The following is a 20,745-nucleotide window of genomic DNA, read 5'->3' on the forward strand; positions in this document are numbered from 1 at the left end:
ATTACTCAGCGGCAAGCGGGAGGAGTTGTGGCGCAGCCTCGGCCGCGTGCCAGCTTGCTGGCGGGGCTGCGTCAGGGAAAAGGACGCGTCTGAGGCCGACGAGGGCGTCGATGCTGTCGGCGCCGCGTCTGTTGTCTTCGAGCGCGATGATTTTGAGGCTGTCGTCGATCGACTGACGCAGGCCCTCCTGCGGATCGAGCGCCCGACCGGCCGCAATACGGTCATGATAGAAATCGGCAATGCCGGAGAGAACCGCGCCAAGCGATGCGGCGCTCGCGCCACGCAGTCTCTTGCGTTCGCCCTGCAGCATCAGCACGTTGAAGCCGATGCGCACTTCGGCAAAGCCATCCACCTTCTTCAATTCGCGGTCCTCGACGACGGCAAGGCGCGGTACGAGCTGGCCGAGGCGATCGAGAATGCGGCCGGAAAGCCGCTGGTGATCGGCACGGCGTTCGCCCGCCGCCGTCTCGGCAAGATCGGTCCAGCCGGCCCGCACCAGCCGCCAGGCGGCGAGTTCGGCGCCGAAAGGACGGGCGATCAGCGTCCAGACCAAGGCAAAGCCGATGCCGGCGAGTGCAGCGACCGCTTCATTGGTGAAGGTGGTGAAATCGGACGTGTAGCGATCCTGCAGCGCGATGAAGGAGGCGCTGTTTACTGTCAGCAGCATGGCCAGCATGTTGAACTGCGGCTTGGGGATCATCAGCCCCAAGAGCAGGAAGGGCGGAGTGAAGACAAGAACCAGGAGCTCGTAGCTGTTGACCATCGGCAGGATGCCGAAAATATAGACGAAGGAGATGATGAGGCTGATGCCGCACCAGATGAACATCGAGGTGATGAAGGGGGCCGGCCGATCAAGCGCTGCGAAGAAGGAGCAGGCAACGGCTGCCATGGTGACGAAGCCGGCGCCATTCTGCCAGCCGCTGTAGATCCAGAACAGGCAGGCGATGAGAATACCGGCAACGACGGCGCTCGCCTGGAAGGCCAGCAGCGCATAATCGAAATGCCTGATACGGCCGACGATCTGGCGATGGCGAAAGGCCGGCCGCCAGGGGCCGGAATGTTTGCCGCTTATGATTTCGTCGCGCAGCGTCAGGCAATCCTGCCAGAGATCGACGATCTCCTTCAGCCGCGCCAGAGCACTTGAAAGCAGCAGGTCGCCCCAGCGCCGATCTGGGTCGGCCTCGCGGAGACTTTCGATCCGCTGCGCCAGCTTTTCAGCCGTGTCGTCAGCCTGAGATTTTGCGCCAAGGCTCAGCCAGTCGGCGACCCCGTTCAGCAGGCAGATCAAATCTTTTGGCAGCACCTCGCGCTCGGTCTTCAGCGCGTGAAGACGATCTGCGAGCGATGAGAAGAGCGGCAGCAGCATCAGGAGACGGCCGCGCAGCTCGCGCGAATGGCGCACGATATCGCGGCTGCCTGCGTCGTAACCAAGCTGGCTGATGATGAGGTCGAGGCCGGTGACGTCGGCGGCAAGCTTCTGCCGTTTCAAGGGCGTTGCCGGCGTCGCACCCTCGCCGCGCAGAATATCATTTGCCCAGCTGCCGGCATCGTCAAGCCAAGTGGAAATGCGCTGGCCGAGCACGCTGCGCACACTGGTCGGGAAGACGACGGCACTGACGAGGCTGGCGCAGACGATGCCGATAATGATCTCTTCCGAGCGGGCAAGGGCTGTGTCGAAGATGGTGTCAGGCGAACCGACTGACGGTAGCGCGATCAGCGGTAGGGAATAGCCGGCCAGCATGAAGACGTAGCTGCGTGAAGAACGGTCCAGCATCGAGATGAAGAGCAACGTGCCGGTCCAGAGCGCGATGACGATGCTCAAAAGCTCCGGCGCGTTGACGAAGAGCGGCACGAAGAAAACGGCCGCACTTGCGCCGAGAAGTGTGCCGAGCGCGCGATAGAGGCCCTTCGAACTTGTCGCACCCGCGAGCGGATTGGCGACGACATAGACGGCCGCCATCGCCCAGTAAGGCCGCGGCAGGTCCAGGGACAAGGCAATGAAAAGGGCAAGCATGGAGGCGAGGAAGGCCTTCGCTGAGAAAAGCCAGTCCCGCCAGGAGGGAAGGGTCACGATGTTTCCTCAAACTGCTGTGCAACCGCCGCAACCTGCGACGGGCTGATCTCTTCGAAGGCCTGCAGAACGCGGACCGCCGCTTCGAGATCGGCTTCACTGACGTTTACGAGGATCCTGCCGCGCAGGTCATCGAGAACGGCCTCCATCCGGGTTGCGAGGCTCTGGCCCTCCTCCGTCAGCCAGAGACCCTTTGCCCGCCTGTCGATCGGATCATCCTTGCGCACCACAAGCCCGAGCGCTTCCAGCTGGTCGAGCAACCTGACCAGAGAAGGCCCTTCGATGCCGACGTGATTGGCCAGCACGACCTGGCGCACCCCGCCGCCCAAACGGCCAATCCAGAGCAATGGTGCTGCGCAGGCTTCCGAGATGCCGTGGGAGGTCAGCGCAAGATCCACCGCTCGGCGCCATTGGCGGCCGGTCGACAAAAGGTTCGCGGTGAAAACGCGCTGAAGGGACGTAAATGATTGCATGCTATTCTAGTAGCATTAAAATAGTTAGGATTCAAATGGTATTCTAGAAAGAACGGAAAATTGCTCCCGACGGATGTCCGAAGACAACTGGCGTCAGGATGGACATGGGCAGGATTTTCCTTACCTGGAGGAAGAGTGCAGGGCAGCGACGCTCGCCCGCAGCCGGGGTGCGGCGAAATCCAGAAAGTGGCGCATCTTGAGCGGCATCTGGCCACGTGCGAGATGGATCAGGTGGATGGGAGCGGGCTCCGGTTCGAAGTCCTCGAGCACGAGTTCGAGCGCGCCGGCCGCGATCGCCCCTGCGACCTGATAATACAGCAGCCTGGTGATGCCGGCGCCGCGGATGGCGGCCTCGGCCGCCGCCTCGGTCGTGGTGACGGAAAGCCGCGGGCTGATCGGCACCTCAATGGCCTTTGCTGCTCCGGGCTTCTGGAACTGCCAGCCGACAGCTGGCGTCAGGATCTCGACGCTGATGCAGGGCAGGCTCAGAAGATCGGCTGGCTCCTTCGGCACACCGCGGCCGGCAAAGAAGGCCGGACTGCCGCAGACGACCCTGCGAACCGTACCGACGCGCGTGGCGACCATGGCGCTGTCGGGCAAATTGCCGATGCGCACGGCCATATCGACATGCTCGTCGACGAGATCGATATTGCGGTCCGCCAGCATCAGCCGCACGTTGATTGCCGGAAAGGTCGCCAGAAAGTCCGTCACGACAGGCAGCACGTGAAGGCGGCCGAACTGCACCGGAGCTGTGATCACCAACTCGCCCTTCGGCATGGCGAATTCGCCGGATGCCTGACGTTCGGCCTCCTCCACCTGCTCGAGGATGCGCCTGGCGGCATCGACATAGGTAGTGCCTGCATCGGTCAAGGCGATCTTGCGAGTGGTGCGGGTAAGCAGCTTGGTTCCGAGCAGCGTCTCCAGATCGGTGATCTTGCGGCTCAGCGTCGGCAGGGGAATTTTCAACGAACGGCTGGCCGCCGACAGGTTTCCCCTGTCCACCACCTCCAGCAACATCGACATGGCTTCGAACCGGTCCAAACTACTCTTCCATTTTCCGGTAAAATCACTTTCATTTTAAGCATATTCTCTTGGTGAATGGAAATCGACACATTTGCATCAACAAGCCAATCACGGTTTGCCAGCAGCGAAGGAGATCTCCATGTCCCGCATTTTCATTCCCGCCAAGGACGATGTGCCAGAAGCAACAAAGCCAACGCTCGACGCCATCCAGAAGGCGCTGGGCTCGGTTCCGAATATCTTCCGCCTTGTCGCCAACAGCCCGGCCGCGCTGACCGCCTTCACCAGCTTCCAGAACGCTCTTTCCAGGACACTCGATGTCAAGACGCGTGAACGGATCGCACTGGCCGTCGCTGAAGTGAACGGCTGCGACTACTGCCTGTCGGCCCATACCTATCTCGGCCTCAACCTTGCAAAGATCAGCCCGGAAGAAATCGCCCTCAACCGGAAGGGTGCCTCGGCCGATGCCAAGGCGAATGCTGCCGTCGGCTTTGCGGCAAAGATTGCCGAAGCGCGCGGCCATGTCGCCGACGCCGACATCGCGAGCGTCCGCGCTGCCGGTTTTTCGGATGCGCAGATCGTCGAAATCGTCGCTCTGGTCGCCGAAAACACTTTCACCAATTATCTGAACGAAGTCGCCAAGACCGATATCGACTTCCCGGTCGTGCCTGCTGCCAATGCCGCCTGACGGATGACGAGCGGGGCTGAAGCTCCGCTCCCTCCCAACCTTGAGGAGATGGATCATGTCCTATGGATTTCTCGACATAGCCTCGACGCCCAGCGTGCGCGCCGCCCAGGCCGAAATGGGTGTTCAGGATTTCTGGACCAACCTGCCGACGGCCCGCAGCTTCGACCGCTTCACTGAAAACGAGAGCGCCTTCATTGCGTCGCGCGACAGTTTCTACATGGCCTCCGTTTCCGAAACGGGCTGGCCCTATGTCCAGCACCGGGGCGGCCCGCAGGGCTTTCTCAAGGTGGTCGATGATCGCACGCTTGCCTTTGCGGATTATCGCGGCAACCGCCAGTATATAAGCGTCGGCAATCTGGCGGCCAATGAGCGGGTCTGCCTCTTTCTCATGGATTATCCCCGCCGCGCGCGGCTGAAGATCTATGCGCATGCCGAAAAGCTGGCGCTCGATGCCGATCCTGCGCTGACGGAGCTTGTCGCCGCGCCCTCCTATCGCGCAAAGCCGGAACGCCTCTTCCGCCTGCGCCTCGAAGCTTTCGACTGGAATTGCCCGCAGCATATCACGCCGCGCTATACCGAGGCGGAGATCGCCGTCGCCGTCCAGCCGCTTCGCGAGCGTCTCGCAGAGCTGGAGGCCGAGAATGCCGCCTTGCGGGCGCAGATCGCGCGCCCTGGAGATACCGAGTAGCGCTTGGCTACTGAGCCGAAACCATGCCCCGATCGGTGAGCGTCATACTGGCGAGGTCAATGCCCATGCCAAGTGCGCCCTGGGCTGCTGCCCGGCCGACGGCCTGGAGCTGGTCGGGATTGCTCTGAGACTGCTCGACGGCGCTTTCGACCAGCAGCGCCTGCAGCAGCAGGGCTTCAGCCATCTCCTGTTTCGACGCGTCGTCTGCGGTGGTGACGATGGCGGCCGATGCCATGGCATTCATGACCTGCCGGCGCACGGCAGCCGTGGATGCCGGGCTCGGATCGTCGGTCGTGCCGCGCGTCGCCTGCCAGCTGTTGATCAGCCAGACGGTATAGGCATCGACAACATTGTCGATCCTCAGGCCGTAGCGGGCAAGCGGTGGGCGCATTGCCTCGATGATATCCTGCGAGGCAACGAGTTTGGCGAGCGTGTCAGCACCTTTCGGATCGACGGCTTTGGTCTTCGATACGAAATTCTCGAGATTGGCGGAACGGCGCGACTTCGACGGTGTATAGCGAAAGTCTGCGACGCTGACCGGCTTGGTGGCGGCAGGCGCTTGCTTTCCTGCCTTCCCTTGCGGCAACGGGGGCTGTATTTGCCGGCGCAGCGTCTCGGCGATCGGCCCCATATTCAAGGTGGCCTCGAAGGCGCCGGGGCTCAGCGGCCCGGCAAAATCTGCCTGGGCGCTTGCGCTCACCGGCAGGCAGAGAATGAACCCAACGACGATAATCCGAACATGTCTCATCAAGGAACCCCAAGGCGCAGCCGAGGCGAATATATGCGGCGTGTTCGGGTCGGCAAGGTGGAGAGATGGCTTGCGGCCTACTTCGCTTGCCCGCAGTTTCGTATCCTCGCAGAACCGTATTGCGAATGTGCGACATTGACCGGCATCGAACATATCCCGCCTGTAGCCTGAGCAGCAACTGGACTTTGCCCCAGCCTCCGGGGATAGTTTGAGCAATATCCGGACAGAAACGATGGAGGCTCCGGTGAAGGCTCATCTTGCGGCATGTCTTGGCCTCACTCTCCTGGCATCGTCGGCAATGGCTGAAGGCAGGGTCGCCGAGGTCTTCATGAAGACCTGTCTCGCGCAGTTTCCGGATTTCAAGAATATCGATATGGCGCCCTATCAACCCTCCAAGAGCTCGACCACCACCGATAGGCTCAGCCCGGCGAACGTGCCGATGATGATGCCGACCAGCAAGACCTTCTGGGAGGTCGGAACACCGGGGAAGAAATCACCCGACGATTTTCTGCTGGAGGTGAGCGAAGGCACCGTCCTGGAAAAGCCCGCAAAGGGTTGCATGGTTCTCGGAATGGGTGGCGGCAGCCTTCAGGAAGAGACTTTGCTCGCGACATTCCAGACAAGCCAGTTCGTCGGCGAGATGAAGTCGTCAATCACTCCGGGCTTTCGCTACTGGATCGTTGATGGCAGCGGACGAAAAGCCTTTTTCGGCATCAGCCTTGCCAATGCCTTTGCGCCCGCGGGCGCCTTGATGTTCCTTGTGGTGATCGACCCGTCGGTGGCGCAGCAATTGGGCAAGCTGCCTAAGTAGCAAAGAACCGAGAATAGAGGGCATTATACAACGCGAAACGGGCGACTGTTGCCGTCATCAGCGCTCCAGAAATCCCGCCAGACTTGTTACTCCCGCTCATTGGCGGCCCGGCCTAGGCTCCTCGGCGATCATCAGGGAACCCCTCCTGATGGCATGGTCAATTATAGGAGCATGTCTTGAACATCGAAAACAAAACGGTCTTGATCACCGGCGCCAATCGCGGCATCGGCCGGGCTCTCTTGGACGAAGCGCTGCGGCGCGGTGCAAAGCGCGTTTACGCGGGATCGCGCAGCGAGCATCAGCATGGGGATGAGCGCGTCACCTTCTTCAAACTCGATATCACCGACGAGCATGATGTCCGGCAGGTGGCCGCCACCGTCGAGAACCTCGATATCCTCATCAACAATGCCGGAATCTTCATGCCCGACGATCTCGGTGATACAGACATCATCAATCGCCATCTGGCGGTCAATTTTTTCGGGCCGCTGAGGGTGACCCAGGCTTTTGTGCCGGCGTTGACGCGGTCGAAAGGCGCCATCATCAACAACCTCTCCCTGTCGGCACTCGTGCCGGTCCCTTCCACGCCGGCCTATTCGATTTGGAAGGCGGCGGCACATAATCTCATGCAGGCCTTCCGAGCGCTCTTGTCAGCGCGCGGTGTCGCGGTGCACAGCTGCTTCACGGGGCCGGTTGATACCGACATGACACGCGGCTTCGAGGTGCCGAAGTCGACGCCTGCCCTGGTGGCAGCGGGAATCCTCGACGGTTTCGAAAGAGGCGAGGAGGATATCTTCCCCGACCCCTATTCCGAACGCGTTGCCGATGGCTGGCGCACCGGCGTCGTAAAGGCACTTGAGCAGGAATTTGCCGCTTACGTTCCGCCAGCGCCTGAAGTGGCTCAGGATTGCTGTCACCACTGACATTCTGTTTGCGAGTGAATGGCATTGCTGCGCCGTTCGCCGCAAGCGGCTGGCTCTACTTCATATAAAGCGAACGCGAACGCTCCAGATGCTTGAGCACCGCCGCTTCGGCGCCATCGGCGTCGTTGGCGGCAAGCTGCTCCAGGATCTCTTCATGTTCGGCGAGCGTATATTTTTCCTTGCCGGTCCAGATCAGCATTTCCGTATGATATTCCTTCAGCCATGCCAGCATGGCTTCGCTGACGGCCACATAGATCGGATTGCCGGAGATCTGGGCGATGCGGGTATGGAACCGCATGTCTGCGGAAATGAATTCTTCGGCGTGGCCGAGCGAAGCGCGCTGATGGTCGATGATCTCGCGAAGCGCTTCGACATCGGCCTGCTTGGCGCGCTGGGCGGCCTCGCGCGCCATGCCGCGCTCGAAGAAGATACGGGCGCTTTTCAGGTGCTCCAGCGAATCCGCCGATTGCGACAGCATGATCTTCGCCGTCAGGTCGACCTGCCGGAAGATCGACTGCGCAGTCAGTTTCAGGACCTTCGCCCGCTCGCCGTGCGAGATGCTGACGAGGCCCTTGTTGGCGAGAGATTGCATCGCCTCGCGGATGGCCGGACGGCCGACGCCGAAGCGTTCCATTAGAACGCGCTCGGAGGGCATCTCGTCGCCCGGTTGCAACTCTCCTGAAGTGATCAGCCGTTCCAGCCGGTCAAAAACCTCATCAGACAGTTTTCGACGGACAATTGGCTCGATGGCTGAGGTCATGGCGTCTCGCTGGCTCAAATCTTCTCTCCCCTTAGCATTTTCACCGACCGACGACAAAGCGCGCCAAGCGAAATTCACACCTGTTGAAAATTTCCGTTGCAGAAAATGGAATACTCATTATACCAGATTACAAGTTGGCGCCATGGCTTCTTGACGTGGCGAGAGGAGCAACCGGCAATTTCATGATGATAACCCTCACCTACCGCGTCGAGACGCCGGGCAGCGTCGAAGCGATGGCGAACAAAATCGCCTCTGATCAATCGACCGGCACCTTTGTTTCGGTTCCGGGCGAGACAGAGGAATTGAAGTCGCGGGTCGCCGCCCGGGTGCTCGCCATCCGTCCGCTGGAAGATGCGAGCCATCCCTCTTGGCCGGAGGCGCCCGAGGGCGTGCGGCTGCAGCGCGCCGATGTCGATATCGCATTCCCGCTCGATGCGATCGGCACGGATCTTTCGGCCCTGATGACGATCGCGATCGGCGGGACCTTTTCCATCAAGGGCATGACCGGCCTGCGCGTCGTTGACATGAAGCTTCCGGAGGCCTTCAGACAAGCCCATCCCGGCCCGCAATTCGGCATTCCCGGCAGCCGGCGCCTGACCGGCGTCGAGGGCCGGCCGATCATCGGCACGATTGTCAAGCCGGCGCTCGGTCTGCGCCCGCATGAAACGGCGGAGCTTGTCGGCGAACTGATCGAATCCGGCGTCGACTTCATCAAGGACGACGAGAAGCTGATGAGCCCCGCCTATTCGCCGCTGAAAGAGCGCGTGGCGGCGATTATGCCCCGCATTCTCGATCACGAGCAGAAGACCGGCAAGAAGGTCATGTATGCGTTCGGCATCTCGCATGCCGATCCCGACGAGATGATGCGCAACCACGATCTCGTGCTTGCGGCTGGCGGCAACTGCGCCGTCGTCAACATCAATTCGATCGGCTTTGGCGGCATGAGCTTCCTGCGCAAGCGCTCGGGCCTCGTGCTGCATGCGCATCGCAACGGCTGGGACGTCCTGACGCGCCACCCCGGCATCGGCCTCGACTTCAAGGTCTATCAACAGCTCTGGCGGCTGCTCGGCGTCGACCAGTTCCAGATCAACGGCATCCGTGTCAAATACTGGGAGCCGGACGAAAGCTTCGTTGCTTCCTTCAAGGCGATCAGCACGCCACTCTTTACCCCCTCCGACTGCCCGCTTCCCGTTGCCGGCTCCGGCCAGTGGGGCGGCCAGGCGCCCGAAACCTATCAGCGCACCGGCCGCACCACCGATCTTCTCTATCTCTGCGGCGGCGGCATCGTCAGCCATCCGCAGGGACCGGCAGCCGGCGTACGCGCCGTGCAGCAGGCCTGGCAGGCAGCAGTCGCCGACATTCCGCTCGACGACTACGCCAAAGATCATCCCGAGCTTGCCGCTTCGATCGCCAAGTTCAGCGACGGCAAGGCGCCGTGAGGATGCGCGACCTGCTCGTCAGTTATTACGGCGACGATTTCACCGGCTCCACCGATGTGATGGAAGCGCTCGCCAGCAACGGCATTCCGACCGTGCTCTTCCTCGGCATTCCTGATCAGGCACTGCTCGACCGCTTCCGAGATTGCCGCGCCGTTGGCATTGCCGGAACGAGCCGCAGCGAGAGCCCGGCCTGGATGCAGGAACATCTTGCCCCGGCCTTCCAATGGCTGAAAGGCTTGCAGGCGAATATCTGCCACTACAAGGTCTGCTCGACATTCGACTCCGCGCCCGAGGTCGGCAATATCGGCAAGGCGATCGAGATCGGCAAAGAGATCTTCGAGCAGCAGCTGGTGCCCGTCATCGTCGGTGCGCCGCAACTCAAGCGCTATACAGCCTTCGGCAATCTCTTTGCCGCCTATCAGGGGCGCGTTTTCCGCATCGACCGCCACCCGGTCATGAGCCGTCATCCCGTCACACCGATGCATGAGGCGGATCTTGCCGTTCATCTCGGCAAACAGACCGACCTTGCCGTTTCGCTCGCCGACCTGACGCTACTTGCATCACCTGATGCGGACGCGAGAACCGATCAGCTGATCGCCGAGGCGTCAGGCATCCTGCTGCTCGATGTCGATTCCGTCGAGAGCCAGGCTTCCGCCGGCCGGCAGCTGCAGCGCATCACGGCTGCCAAGGGCGCGTTCGTGGCCGGTTCCTCCGGCATAGAATATTCGCTCATCAATGCGTGGCGCGAAAAAGGCCTGATCGGCCAGAGCGTCGAGTTCCAGTCGCCGGCTAAGGTGGATCGGCTCGCCGTCGTCTCCGGCAGCGTTTCGCCGACGACGGAACGGCAGATCCGCACGGCAGTTGCTGACGGCTTTCATGATATTCCGCTCGATCCCCTGGCACTGGTCGGCACCAATGCCGAGGCGGCACTTGACGTCGCGGTCGCCGCAGGCCTTGCCGCCCTGAAAGCCGGCCGCAGCGTCATCCTGCACACCGCCCTTGGACCCTCGGCCGATCGCGGTACCGATATCGACCAGTTGCCTGGCGCCCGCCATCGGCTGGGTCGCGCGCTCGGAACCATCCTGCGCCGCCTTGTCCAAACCGAAGGGCTTTCGCGCGCCGTCATCGCCGGCGGCGACACGTCGAGCCATGCGCTGAAGGAATTGCGCGTCGATGCACTGACGACCCTCTTGCCGCTGCCGCAGACCCCCGGTTCGCCGCTCTGCACCGCCCATGGCGGCTACGCGCCGACGGACGGGCTGCAGATTGCGCTGAAGGGCGGGCAGGTCGGCGCCGACGGTTATTTCGCGCAGATCCGGGATGGACGGAAGGCATGATGCAACCGGGTGACTCCGTCCGCGAACGATAATGGGATGGTGATTGACTCATCATACCAGTTACGATACCAATCCCGCATATGAAGGTGAGGAAACATGACTGCAATTGCCCTCTTTGGCGCCGGCGGAAAAATGGGATACCGGCTGGCCAAAAATCTCAAAGGTTCCCGTTTTGATGTTCGCCATGTCGAGGTCAGCGATGCCGGCAAGGCGCGCCTGAAGAACGATCTCGGCATCGATTGCACGCCGGCCGATGCCGCACTCGACGGTGCTGACGTCGTGATCCTCGCCGTACCGGATACCGCGATCGGCAAGGTTGCAGCTGGTATCGTTGACAAGCTGAAGCCCGGCACGATGGTCGTCGCTCTCGACGCGGCAGCCCCCTTTGCCGGCCATCTGCCTGATCGTGACGATCTTACCTATTTCGTCACCCATCCCTGCCATCCGCCGATCTTCAACGACGAGACGGAGATGCAGGCGAAGAAGGACCATTTCGGCGGCCTCTTTGCCAAGCAGCATATCGTCTCCGCCCTGATGCAGGGCCCGGAAAGCGCATACGGCCTCGGCGAAGAGATCGCCAAGGTGATCTGGGCGCCGGTCATGCGCTCGCATCGCGTCACGGTCGAGCAGATGGCGATGCTGGAGCCCGGCCTTTCGGAAACCGTCTGCGCCTCGCTGCTCGTCATCATGCGCCAGGCGATGGACGAATGTGTCGCCCGCGGTGTTCCGGCGGAAGCCGCCCGCGACTTTCTGCTCGGGCATATGAACGTGCTCGGCGCCGTCATCTTCAAGGAAGTCGACGGCGTGTTCTCAGATGCCTGCAACAAGGCAATCGAGTTCGGCATTCCGGCCCTTATGCGCGACGATTGGAAGAAGGTCTTCGAACCTCAGGAGATCGCCGACAGCATCCGGCGCATCACCTGATACTGCCGCGGCAGGGCTCGGGCCTTGCCGCCTTGCCGGCCCGGGGGGACTTTGAAGACGGGCCGGTTTTCGATTTCGCATGGATTGAACCGAACCGGGATTGGTTCGGCCATGCGTCAAACCTGGGAGGAGAAACCATGAAGCTTACCCGTAGACTGACCCTTGCAGCCTTCGCCGGTGCCCTGTCGCTTGGTGTTGCGATGCCGGCCTTTTCGGCTGACCTGATCGCCATCATCACGCCGGCCCACGACAACCCCTTCTTCAAGGCGGAAGCCGTCGGCGCCGAAGCCAAGGCCAAGGAGCTTGGCTATGAGGCGCTCGTCATGACCCATGACGACGACGCCAACAAGCAGTCGGAAATGATCGATACCGCCATCGGCCGCGGCGCCAAGGCGATCATCCTCGACAATGCCGGCGCCGATGCTTCAGTTGCCGCCGTCAAGAAGGCCAAGGATGCCGGCATCCCCTCCTTCCTCATCGACCGCGAAATCAATGCGACCGGCGTTGCCGTCGCCCAGATCGTGTCGAACAACTATCAGGGCGCCCAGCTCGGCGCGCAGGAATTCGTCAAGCTCATGGGTGAGAAGGGCAATTATGTCGAGCTCGTCGGTAAAGAGTCGGACACCAATGCCGGCATCCGCTCGCAGGGCTATCATGACGTCATCGACGACTATCCTGATCTGAAGTCTGTCGCCAAGCAGTCGGCCAACTGGAGCCAGACGGAAGCCTACGCCAAGATGGAAACCATCCTGCAGGCAAACCCTGATATCAAGGGCGTCATCTCCGGCAATGATACGATGGCCATGGGCGCAATCGCCGCTCTTCAGGCTGCCGGCCGCAAGGACGTGATCGTCGTCGGTTTCGACGGTTCCAACGATGTGCGCGACTCCATCAAATCAGGCGGCATCAAGGCAACCGTGCTGCAGCCGGCCTATGCGCAGGCCCAGATGGCTGTCGAGCAGGCTGATGCCTATATCAAGAACAAGACGGCACCGAAGGAAGAAAAGCAGCTCATGGACTGCGTCCTCATCAATGCCGACAATGCGGGCAAGCTCGAGACCTTTGCCATCGCAAAGTAAGGCGGACCGACTGCTGCAGGGAGCGCGGGAGACCGCGCTCCCTGCAGCCTATTCTCTTTCATTTCGAGGTTTATCGCATGTTGAGGATCAGGGGCGCCCTGATCGCCGCGCTTGTCGCGGCGGCTTTGCCCGGCTGCAAGATCATCAAGACGCCGACTGCGGAAGAAAAAGCCGCAGCGGCGGCAAAGAGCGCTTTCGATCCGAATGCCAAGGTCGATGCCATTTGGCAGCCGCAAGTCGTGCCCTATTATGAAAAGCGCGCCGGCGAGCTGAAGGATGTCGCAGCACTTGCCGCTTCGAGCCCCGACCAGGCCGGCGAGAAATACGGCAATCCGCACAAGCAGGCGAGCTCGCCCTGGACCTATGCCGTCAAGTTCAGCGGCAAGGTCGTTGCCGCCGATACCGCCTCGCGGGCGGCGACGCTCGATGTCGATGCCAATGGCGACGGCAAAGCCGACGCAAAAGTACAGATCGGGCCTGCCATTCGTGGCACGGCGCTGCGCGACACGCTGGATTTCGTCAATTTCAACGAGTTCAAGAACCAGATCGAATGGGCACAGTTCGGCAAGTCCTTCAATGAGAAGGCCAATGGCGCCTTCCTGTCGGCGATCCCGCGCGACGGCCTGGTCGGCAAGACGGTGACCGTGACCGGCGCTTTCCCGCTACCGTCGGGCAGCGATCTGCCGCTCGTGACCCCTTCGGCGCTGAAGGTGGCACCATGACTATCGCCGAGGCTCCAAAGGACGAGATCATCCTGCGCCTCGACGACGTGTCGAAGGTCTATTCCGGCATCGTCGCCGTCAAGCGTGCCAATCTCGAGCTGCGCCGCGGCGCCGTCAACGTGCTGGTCGGCGAAAACGGTGCCGGCAAATCGACGCTGATGAAGATCATCGCCGGCGTCGAACGGCCGACACTCGGGAATATCATTCTGGACGGCGAAACCGTTTCCTTCGCCAGCCCCGCCGATGCGCAGGCGCATGGCATCGGCATGATCTTCCAGGAGCTCAATCTCTTCGCCAACATGTCGGTTGCCGAAAACATCTTTGCGACGCGCGAACTGACCCGCGGCGTGCTCGGCATCGACCATAAGGAACAGGTTCGCAAGGCCAACGAATTCCTTGGGCGTCTCGATGCCGGCATCGATGCCGAGACCATGGTCGAGGACCTGCCTATCGGTCAGCAACAGCTTGTCGAGATCGCCAAGGCGATGTCGCTGAATGCCCGCATCCTCATCATGGACGAGCCGACATCGGCGCTGTCGGCAGCCGAAGTCGAGATCCTCTTCAAGGTGATCGGCGAGTTGAAGGCGCAAGGGGTCGCGATCGTCTATATCTCGCATCGCCTCGAAGAGCTGATGCGGATCGGCGATTACATCACCGTGCTGCGCGACGGGCAGATTACCGGCCATGCCATGGTCAGGGATATCGACACCCGCTGGATCGTGCGTTCGATGATCGGCTCGGATGCCAAGGATTTTGCGAAATCCGAGGATCATGCGCTCGGCAAGGAAATGTTCCGCGCCGAAAATATCAGCCTCCCGCGCCAGACCGGCGGGCTTGCGGTCGATAATGTCTCACTGTCGGTCAAGGCAGGCGAGATCCTCGGCATTTACGGGCTGATGGGCGCCGGGCGCAGCGAATTTTTCGAATGCGTCATCGGCCGCCATACGCACTCGACCGGCAAGATCTTCATCGACGGCAAGGAAGTACGGGCGCGCGACACCACGCGGCGCATCCGCCGGGGTCTCGCCCTCATTCCCGAGGACCGGCAGCGCGAGGGCCTGGTGCAGGTCCTCTCGATCGCATCCAACTTGACGCTTGCGAGCCTCGGCCGCTTCACGCGCCTCTTCCATATCAATGCCAAGGCCGAGAAGAACGCCATCGTCGAGGCGATCCGCGATCTCTCCATCAAGGCACCGAACCCGGACTTCGAGGTGACCTCGATGTCCGGCGGCAACCAGCAGAAGGTTGTCATCGGTAAGGCGCTGATGACCAATCCGAAGGTTCTGCTGATGGACGAGCCGAGCCGCGGCATCGATGTCGGCGCCAAGGCGGATGTTTTCCGCACCATGCGCCGGCTTGCCGCCAATGGCCTCGCCATCCTGTTTTCAACATCCGATCTCGAAGAGGTCATGGCGCTTTCCGATCGCATCGCGGTGCTCAGCAACGGCCATCTCATCGCCGTCTTCGACCGCGCGCAAGCAACGGAAGAGGCCATTATCGCGGCCTCCGCCAAGGGGCACGAACATCAAGGGAAACTCGCGTCATGACGGCGGCTACCGCATCCACTTCCGCGCCAAAGAGCGCGAACGGCTCCTTCCTCTTGACGCTAATGAAGCTTCGAACCTTCATCGCGCTCTTTGCCGTCATCATCTTCTTCTCGATCTTCGCGCCGAACTTCACCTCGACCGCAAATATGATCCTGATGTCGAAACATGTGGCGCTGAACGCCTTCCTGGCGATGGGCATGACCTTCGTCATCATCACCGGCGGTATCGACCTCTCGGTCGGCTCGATCGTCGGCCTGTGCGGCATGGTCGCCGGCGGGTTGATCCTTTATGGCATCGAACTGCCGATCGGCTATACGGTCTATTTCAACCTCGTCGAGATCGTGCTGATCACGCTGGCAATCGGCCTCTTCATCGGCCTGATCAACGGCCTCTTGATCACCAAGCTCAATGTCGCGCCCTTCATCGCCACACTCGGCACGCTCTATGTCGCCCGCGGCCTGGCGCTGCTCTCCTCCGACGGCCAGACCTTTCCGAACCTTGTCGGCCGGCCGGAATATGCGACGACCGGCTTCGATTTCTTCGGTGCGGGCCGCGTTCTTGGCCTGCCGGTATCGATCTGGATCCTGATCGTGCTGGCGCTCGTTGCCGCCTATGTGGCGCGCTCGACGCCGATCGGGCGACACATCTTCGCCGTCGGCGGCAATGAGCGCGCCGCCCGCATGTCGGGCATCCGCGTGGATCTGGTCAAGATCTTCGTCTACATGTTCTCCGGCCTGTGCGCCGCGATCGTCGGCATCGTCATCTCCTCGGAGCTGATGGCCGCGCATCCGGCAACGGGCGAAAGCTTCGAACTCAACGCGATTGCCGCAGCCGTGCTCGGCGGCACCTCGATGTCTGGCGGGCGCGGTACGATCGGGGGCACGATCATCGGCGCGTTTGTGATCGGCATTCTTTCCGACGGCCTCGTGATGATGGGGGTTTCCTCGTTCTGGCAGATGGTCATCAAGGGTCTGGTGATCATCATCGCCGTCGTCGTAGACCAGGCGCAGCGTCGGCTGCAGCAGCGCGTGACCCTCATGCAGATGGCAAAGGCAGGTTGAAATGACTGACGTGAAAGGTGCTTTGATCGGTTGCGGCTTCTTTGCGATCAATCAGCTGCACGCATGGAAGGATGTTGATGGTGCCACGATCGTGGCAATCTGCGACCGCGATCCGGAGCGGCTGAAGATCGTCGGCGACCAGTTCGGCATTAACAGGCGCTATACGGATGCGGCTGCCATGTTTGCCGATGGCGGCTTCGATTTCGTCGATATCGCCACCACGGTCCAGAGCCACCGGACGTTGGTGGAAATGGCGGCCAGCCACAAGATCCCGGCCATCTGCCAAAAACCCTTCGCCAAGACGCTTGCCGATGCCAAGGCGATGGTCGAAGCCTGCCGGAAGGCCGGCATTCCGCTGATGGTGCACGAGAATTTCCGCTGGCAGACGCCGATCCAGACGGTGCGCCGGCTCTTGGACAACAAGGCAATCGGCATACCCTTCTGGGGCCGTTTCTCATTCCGCTCCGGCTATGACGTATTTTCCGGTCAGCCCTATCTCGCCGAAGGCGAACGCTTCATCATCGAAGATCTCGGCATCCACACGCTGGATATTGCCCGCTTCATCCTCGGCGACGTCAACACGCTGACGGCGCGTACAAAGCGCGTCAACCCAAAGATCAAGGGCGAGGATGTGGCGACGATCCTGCTCGACCATGAAAGCGGCGCGACCTCCATCGTCGACGTCAGCTATGCGACGAAGCTTGGCACCGAGCCCTTCCCGGAAACGCTGATCGAGCTCGACGGCACCGATGGCACGATCCGCCTTTCGGCCGGCTATCGGCTCGAAGTGACCAATGCTGCCGGCACAGTCGTCACCGATGCCTCGCCGCAGCTGCTCTCCTGGGCCTCTCGGCCCTGGCACAATATTCAGGAAAGCGTCTATGCAATCCAGAAGCACTGGGTCGACCGGTTGAAAAATGGCGGCGAGCCCGCGACGTCCGGCGCCGACAATCTCAAGACCTTTGCCCTTGTCGAAGCGGCCTATGACAGTGCCGCGTCCGGCAAGACGATCGACGTGGAGGCAATGCTGAGATGACCACGGACGCCTTCGCCCTCTACGGCACGCATGAGGCCGAAGAGCATCCGGCCCGCCTGACCGCCGGGCGCCTCTCGGCCGGTCTTGCCAACGGCAATCTGCGCACGATCCGCTATGACGGTATCGAGGTGCTGCGTGCCGTCTCCTATCTGGTGCGCGACCGCGACTGGGGGACCTATCACCCCCGGATCGAGGATCTCTGGGTCGAGCAGGGCAACGGCGCCTTTTCCGTCCGCTATGTCGCCCATTGCAAGGGACCCGAGGATAACAGGCTTGCCATTTCCGTGCATATTGCGGCAACCGAGCATGAACTGATCTTCGAAGCCGGAGCGCTCTCGCCGACCGGTTTCGAGACCAATCGCTGCGGCTTCTGCATCCTGCACCCGATCGTCGGCATTGCCGGAAGCCCGGCCAAGGTCGAGCATGTCGATGGTCGCGTGAACGAGACGCGCTTTCCCGACCGGATCGACCCCTGGCAGCCCTTCAAGGATATGCGGGCGATCACCCATCAGGTGCTGCCGGGCGTTTCAGCCGAATGCCGTATGGAAGGCGATACATTCGAGATGGAAGACCAGCGCAACTGGTCGGATGCCTCCTACAAGACCTATGTGCGCCCGCTGGCGCTTCCCTGGCCCTACCAGATCGCCGCCAACGAACCGGTGCGGCAGAGGATCGTCCTTTCCATCCGCGACACCCGAAGCGGACAGATATCAGCCGCCGGCTCGGCTGCTGGCGCCATCCAGTTAGAACCGGGTGAGCACAGCGGCACCATGCCGGCCATTGGCCTGATCGTCGCGCCTGATGAAGCCAAGGCCGTGCTTGCGGCCCGTGATCTGCTTTCCGGGATTGCCCCGCAGGAATTGCTTTTCCACTTCGACCCAAATGCCGGGCATGGCGCCGAAGCATTGCAGGATTTTGCCGCGATTGCCGCGCTTCACCGCGGACGGTCGACGCTGGAGATCGCCCTGCCCTGCGAGCAGTCGCCAGCATCCGAAACTGCCGAAATTGCCAAGCAGATGCAGGCTGCGGGTTTCCGCCCCAATGCCATCATGATCTCCCCCTCCGTCGACCGGCAGTCGACGCCTCCGGGCAGCAAGTGGCCGGAATGCCCACCGCTTGAAGAGATCTATGCCGCAGCGCACGAGGCCTTTGCCGGTATTCGCATCGGCGGCGGCATGCTGAGCTACTTCACCGAGCTCAACCGCAAGCGCGTGCCGGCCGATCGCCTCGGTTTTATCAGCCACTGCACCAACCCGATCGTCCATGCCGCCGATGATCTGAGCGTCATGCAGACACTGGAAGCGCTGCCCTTCATCACGGGCTCGGTACGCGCCATCTATGGCGACAAGCCCTACCGGATCGGTCCATCGACCATTCCCATGCGGCAAAACCCCTATGGCAGCCGCACGATGGATAATCCCGCCGGCGGCCGCATTCCGATGGCAAACCGCGATCCACGCCACAATGGCCGCTTCGCGGAAGCGTTTGCGCTCGGTTATGCTATCCGCGTGCTGGACGCCGATCTCGAATGCCTGACGCTCGCAGCGCCGACCGGCCCCTTCGGCCTGGTTGCCGGTAAGGCAGAACCAACGGAAGAAGGCGGCAACAGGCCGCTCTTTAACGTGGTGAAGCTGCTGGCCGACCTTGCCGGATCGGCCTGGAGCGGCTGTGTTTCTTCGCGTCCGGCAGAGCTGTTGGCTTTCGTATCCCGGCAGTCATCAACTGCGATACTGCATATCGTCAATCTGGCCGCAGAGGAGCGAAGCGTCGATATTGCGGCCTTCAGATCGGCTTCACAGGGGGGAAGCGTGACCCTTGGTGCCTTCGCGACGACGGCCATTCGCCTCGCCGATTAACCGGTAAATCATCGGTCGTCTCATCGACCCGAACGCCAACGGGCGCCGCTAGCCTTGTCGCATTCGGCCGCTGTCGCGCCGGTAAGGCCTCGCTTGCCGACCGGGCATTTCTTTCATCTGCAACACCCACTGAAAGAAATGTGAGCAGACTCTCCATGGTTAGCTCATCATACCAGTTGACATGTCAATGAGCATCCGGCAAGAAAGGCTCCAGCTTACAAGAGGAGGACGTAATGCTGACGCTTTCTGCAAAATTGAAGTCTTCATGCATGGCCGCCATCGCAATTGCGGCTATTGCGGTCACCCCCGTCAAGGCTGAGGACATCACGCTCTGGACGCTGAACTTCGACAACAATGCCGCCAACGTGGCACTGAAGAAGGTTGCGAGCGACTTCGAAGCGGCAAACCCCGGAACCCATATCGAGATCGTCCAGCGCGCCGTCGACGAGCACAAGACGGCGCTGCGCGTCGCTGCCGGTTCCAACCGCGGCCCGGACATCTATTTCAGCTGGGCAGGCCTTGGCCTCGGCGGCGAATATGTGAAGGCCGGCCTGTCGCTGCCGCTCGACAAATACTACACCGAATACAAGTGGAACGACGAGCTGCTTCCCTCTGCGGCTGCCTTTGCCGATCTCTATCCGGGCGGCAAGCAAGGCACGCCCTTCACCTTCAAGGGTGAGGCCGTCTATTACAACAAGAAGCTCTTCCAGCAGGCCGGCATCACCGAAGAGCCGAAGACCTATGACGAGCTTCTGGCAGCAGCCGACAAGCTGAAGGCAGCCGGCATTCCTGGCTTCACCTTCGGCGGCACAGTCAACTGGCACGTCATGCGCCTGATGGATGTGATCCTGGAAACCAAATGCGGGCCCGAAAAGCACGACCAGCTGAAGCTGATGAAGCTCGACTGGTCGAAGGAGCCCTGCGCCACCGACGCGTTCACCGAATTCGCCAAGTGGACGAAGGACTATACGCTGCAGCCTTTCATGGGCATCGACAACAAGCAATCCTATAGTCTCTTCACCGCCGGTCGCGCGGCGATGATGCTGGAAGGCGACTGGCTGGTCGGCCAGCTTTCCGGCAGCGGCGTCAATCTCGACGATTACGGGATCTTCCCCTTCCCGACCAACACCAACCGTCTCTACGGTTTCGCTGAGTACAACTACATCAGCACCAAGACCAAGAACCCGGACATGGCTGCGAAATTCATCGACTATTTCCTGTCGACGAAGGTGCAGCAGGATCTCGTCGGCCAGATCAGCTCGATCTCGGTCAACAAGAATGTCCAGTACACCAACCAGAAGCCTCTGGAAGCCGAGTGGCTGGATATCTTCAAGACCTACAGCAAGATCTACATGAACGGCGACCAGGCCTTTCCGCTTGACGTGACGACGGAATATTTCCGCGTCATCAACGATGTTGCCTCCGGCAGTATCGAGCCGGCCGCAGCAGCCAAGCAGATGCAGGCCTTCATCGCCGGTAGAACCTAACTCCTCCCGAGACGCCGGCTGGCCGACACAATGTCGGTCGGCTGGCGCCGCATTCGCAAGACCGGCAGGGGCAACGTC

19 protein-coding genes are annotated in these 20,745 nt (G+C 61.4%); 14 read left to right on the forward strand and 5 right to left on the reverse strand.

Features of this window, described 5'->3' with window-relative positions; all coding sequences use genetic code 11:
* Window position 1 precedes the first annotated feature (1 nt).
* From AC1DM5_RS24915 to AC1DM5_RS24925, 3 genes are all read right to left on the reverse strand, one after another.
* A complete protein-coding gene (locus AC1DM5_RS24915; protein ID WP_477820477.1) occupies window positions 2-2,071 on the reverse strand; it encodes an FUSC family protein in 2,070 nt (689 codons plus the stop codon).
* Window positions 2,068-2,544 (reverse strand): MarR family winged helix-turn-helix transcriptional regulator, encoded by a 477-nt coding sequence (locus tag AC1DM5_RS24920; RefSeq protein WP_477820476.1) that lies wholly within the window; start codon window positions 2,542-2,544, stop codon window positions 2,068-2,070. Before AC1DM5_RS24920 ends, AC1DM5_RS24915 begins: the two co-directional genes overlap by 4 nt.
* A gap of 120 nt (window positions 2,545-2,664) precedes the next feature.
* Window positions 2,665-3,585 (reverse strand): LysR substrate-binding domain-containing protein, encoded by a 921-nt coding sequence (locus AC1DM5_RS24925; RefSeq protein ID WP_477820475.1) that lies wholly within the window; start codon window positions 3,583-3,585, stop codon window positions 2,665-2,667.
* Between the two features lie 121 nt (window positions 3,586-3,706).
* Between AC1DM5_RS24925 and AC1DM5_RS24930 the strand changes: the two genes are divergently transcribed.
* Both AC1DM5_RS24930 and AC1DM5_RS24935 read left to right on the forward strand, forming a co-directional pair.
* Window positions 3,707-4,252 (forward strand): carboxymuconolactone decarboxylase family protein, encoded by a 546-nt coding sequence (locus AC1DM5_RS24930; protein ID WP_477820474.1) that lies wholly within the window; start codon window positions 3,707-3,709, stop codon window positions 4,250-4,252.
* 55 nt (window positions 4,253-4,307) lie between these two features.
* Complete coding sequence (locus AC1DM5_RS24935) at window positions 4,308-4,940, forward strand: pyridoxamine 5'-phosphate oxidase family protein (RefSeq protein WP_477820473.1); 633 nt, start codon at window positions 4,308-4,310, stop codon at window positions 4,938-4,940.
* A gap of 7 nt (window positions 4,941-4,947) precedes the next feature.
* On the opposite strand, the gene AC1DM5_RS24940 is transcribed toward AC1DM5_RS24935, so the two are convergent.
* Window positions 4,948-5,688 (reverse strand): DUF6683 family protein, encoded by a 741-nt coding sequence (locus AC1DM5_RS24940; RefSeq protein ID WP_477820472.1) that lies wholly within the window; start codon window positions 5,686-5,688, stop codon window positions 4,948-4,950.
* Between the two features lie 244 nt (window positions 5,689-5,932).
* Here AC1DM5_RS24940 and AC1DM5_RS24945 point away from each other — a divergent pair, with 244 nt between their 5' ends.
* Together AC1DM5_RS24945 and AC1DM5_RS24950 are read left to right on the forward strand one after the other, a co-directional pair.
* Complete coding sequence (locus tag AC1DM5_RS24945) at window positions 5,933-6,499, forward strand: hypothetical protein (RefSeq protein ID WP_477820471.1); 567 nt, start codon at window positions 5,933-5,935, stop codon at window positions 6,497-6,499.
* 176 nt (window positions 6,500-6,675) lie between these two features.
* The gene (locus AC1DM5_RS24950) at window positions 6,676-7,419 is read left to right on the forward strand and encodes an SDR family NAD(P)-dependent oxidoreductase (RefSeq protein WP_477975912.1); all 744 of its coding nucleotides are present in this window, start codon (window positions 6,676-6,678) and stop codon (window positions 7,417-7,419) included.
* 55 nt (window positions 7,420-7,474) lie between these two features.
* On the opposite strand, the gene AC1DM5_RS24955 is transcribed toward AC1DM5_RS24950, so the two are convergent.
* On the reverse strand, window positions 7,475-8,179 hold the full coding sequence (locus tag AC1DM5_RS24955; RefSeq protein ID WP_025668500.1) for a transcriptional regulator NanR: 705 nt from the start codon (window positions 8,177-8,179) through the stop codon (window positions 7,475-7,477).
* 182 nt (window positions 8,180-8,361) lie between these two features.
* On the opposite strand from AC1DM5_RS24955, the gene oiaX reads away from it, so the two are divergent.
* The 10 genes from oiaX (at window position 8,362) to AC1DM5_RS25005 (ending at window position 20,667) form a co-directional block, all read left to right on the forward strand.
* Window positions 8,362-9,618, forward strand: coding sequence for a 3-oxo-isoapionate-4-phosphate decarboxylase OiaX (oiaX, locus tag AC1DM5_RS24960; RefSeq protein WP_477820469.1), 1,257 nt, complete (start codon window positions 8,362-8,364; stop codon window positions 9,616-9,618).
* A 2-nt stretch (window positions 9,619-9,620) separates the two neighbouring features.
* Window positions 9,621-10,955: a four-carbon acid sugar kinase family protein gene (locus AC1DM5_RS24965; RefSeq protein ID WP_477820468.1), complete on the forward strand. Its 1,335-nt coding sequence runs from the start codon at window positions 9,621-9,623 to the stop codon at window positions 10,953-10,955.
* A 96-nt stretch (window positions 10,956-11,051) separates the two neighbouring features.
* Entirely contained in the window at window positions 11,052-11,879 is an 828-nt protein-coding gene (locus AC1DM5_RS24970; protein WP_477820467.1) for a phosphogluconate dehydrogenase C-terminal domain-containing protein, read from the forward strand.
* A 137-nt stretch (window positions 11,880-12,016) separates the two neighbouring features.
* Window positions 12,017-12,958 (forward strand): D-ribose ABC transporter substrate-binding protein, encoded by a 942-nt coding sequence (locus AC1DM5_RS24975; protein ID WP_007820525.1) that lies wholly within the window; start codon window positions 12,017-12,019, stop codon window positions 12,956-12,958.
* Window positions 12,959-13,035: 77 nt separating this feature from the next.
* Window positions 13,036-13,680 carry a DUF2291 family protein gene (locus tag AC1DM5_RS24980; RefSeq protein ID WP_477820466.1) on the forward strand — a complete coding sequence of 215 codons (645 nt, stop codon included), beginning with the start codon at window positions 13,036-13,038 and terminating at the stop codon, window positions 13,678-13,680.
* Window positions 13,677-15,227, forward strand: a complete 1,551-nt coding sequence (locus AC1DM5_RS24985) for a sugar ABC transporter ATP-binding protein (protein WP_477820465.1) — start codon at window positions 13,677-13,679, stop codon at window positions 15,225-15,227. The genes AC1DM5_RS24980 and AC1DM5_RS24985 overlap by 4 nt, the downstream gene beginning before the upstream one ends.
* Window positions 15,224-16,288, forward strand: a complete 1,065-nt coding sequence (locus tag AC1DM5_RS24990) for an ABC transporter permease (RefSeq protein WP_477820464.1) — start codon at window positions 15,224-15,226, stop codon at window positions 16,286-16,288. Before AC1DM5_RS24985 ends, AC1DM5_RS24990 begins: the two co-directional genes overlap by 4 nt.
* Window position 16,289: 1 nt before the next feature.
* The gene (locus tag AC1DM5_RS24995) at window positions 16,290-17,324 is read left to right on the forward strand and encodes a Gfo/Idh/MocA family protein (protein WP_477820463.1); all 1,035 of its coding nucleotides are present in this window, start codon (window positions 16,290-16,292) and stop codon (window positions 17,322-17,324) included.
* A complete protein-coding gene (apnL, locus tag AC1DM5_RS25000) occupies window positions 17,321-19,180 on the forward strand; it encodes a D-apionate lactonase (protein WP_477820462.1) in 1,860 nt (619 codons plus the stop codon). Before AC1DM5_RS24995 ends, apnL begins: the two co-directional genes overlap by 4 nt.
* A 233-nt stretch (window positions 19,181-19,413) precedes the next feature.
* A complete protein-coding gene (locus AC1DM5_RS25005; RefSeq protein ID WP_477975914.1) occupies window positions 19,414-20,667 on the forward strand; it encodes an extracellular solute-binding protein in 1,254 nt (417 codons plus the stop codon).
* The last annotated feature ends 78 nt before the right edge of the window (window positions 20,668-20,745 follow it).

The sequence above is a fragment of the Rhizobium sp. 01T437 genome (genome assembly GCF_056398505.1).

Excerpts from the sequence above, each read along its gene's own strand:
- AC1DM5_RS24955 (WP_025668500.1), bottom strand. The coding sequence starts at position 8,179 with ATGACCTCAGCCATCGAGCCAATTGTCCGTCGAAAACTGTCTGATGAG.
- AC1DM5_RS24935 (WP_477820473.1), top strand. The coding sequence starts at position 4,308 with ATGTCCTATGGATTTCTCGACATAGCCTCGACGCCCAGCGTGCGCGCC.
- AC1DM5_RS24990 (WP_477820464.1), top strand. The coding sequence starts at position 15,224 with ATGACGGCGGCTACCGCATCCACTTCCGCGCCAAAGAGCGCGAACGGC.
- AC1DM5_RS24985 (WP_477820465.1), top strand. The coding sequence starts at position 13,677 with ATGACTATCGCCGAGGCTCCAAAGGACGAGATCATCCTGCGCCTCGAC.
- AC1DM5_RS24980 (WP_477820466.1), top strand. The coding sequence starts at position 13,036 with ATGTTGAGGATCAGGGGCGCCCTGATCGCCGCGCTTGTCGCGGCGGCT.
- AC1DM5_RS24965 (WP_477820468.1), top strand. The coding sequence starts at position 9,621 with ATGCGCGACCTGCTCGTCAGTTATTACGGCGACGATTTCACCGGCTCC.
- AC1DM5_RS24995 (WP_477820463.1), top strand. The coding sequence starts at position 16,290 with ATGACTGACGTGAAAGGTGCTTTGATCGGTTGCGGCTTCTTTGCGATC.
- AC1DM5_RS24920 (WP_477820476.1), bottom strand. The coding sequence starts at position 2,544 with ATGCAATCATTTACGTCCCTTCAGCGCGTTTTCACCGCGAACCTTTTG.
- AC1DM5_RS24970 (WP_477820467.1), top strand. The coding sequence starts at position 11,052 with ATGACTGCAATTGCCCTCTTTGGCGCCGGCGGAAAAATGGGATACCGG.
- AC1DM5_RS24930 (WP_477820474.1), top strand. The coding sequence starts at position 3,707 with ATGTCCCGCATTTTCATTCCCGCCAAGGACGATGTGCCAGAAGCAACA.
- apnL (WP_477820462.1), top strand. The coding sequence starts at position 17,321 with ATGACCACGGACGCCTTCGCCCTCTACGGCACGCATGAGGCCGAAGAG.
- AC1DM5_RS24940 (WP_477820472.1), bottom strand. The coding sequence starts at position 5,688 with ATGAGACATGTTCGGATTATCGTCGTTGGGTTCATTCTCTGCCTGCCG.
- AC1DM5_RS25005 (WP_477975914.1), top strand. The coding sequence starts at position 19,414 with ATGCTGACGCTTTCTGCAAAATTGAAGTCTTCATGCATGGCCGCCATC.
- AC1DM5_RS24975 (WP_007820525.1), top strand. The coding sequence starts at position 12,017 with ATGAAGCTTACCCGTAGACTGACCCTTGCAGCCTTCGCCGGTGCCCTG.
- oiaX (WP_477820469.1), top strand. The coding sequence starts at position 8,362 with ATGATGATAACCCTCACCTACCGCGTCGAGACGCCGGGCAGCGTCGAA.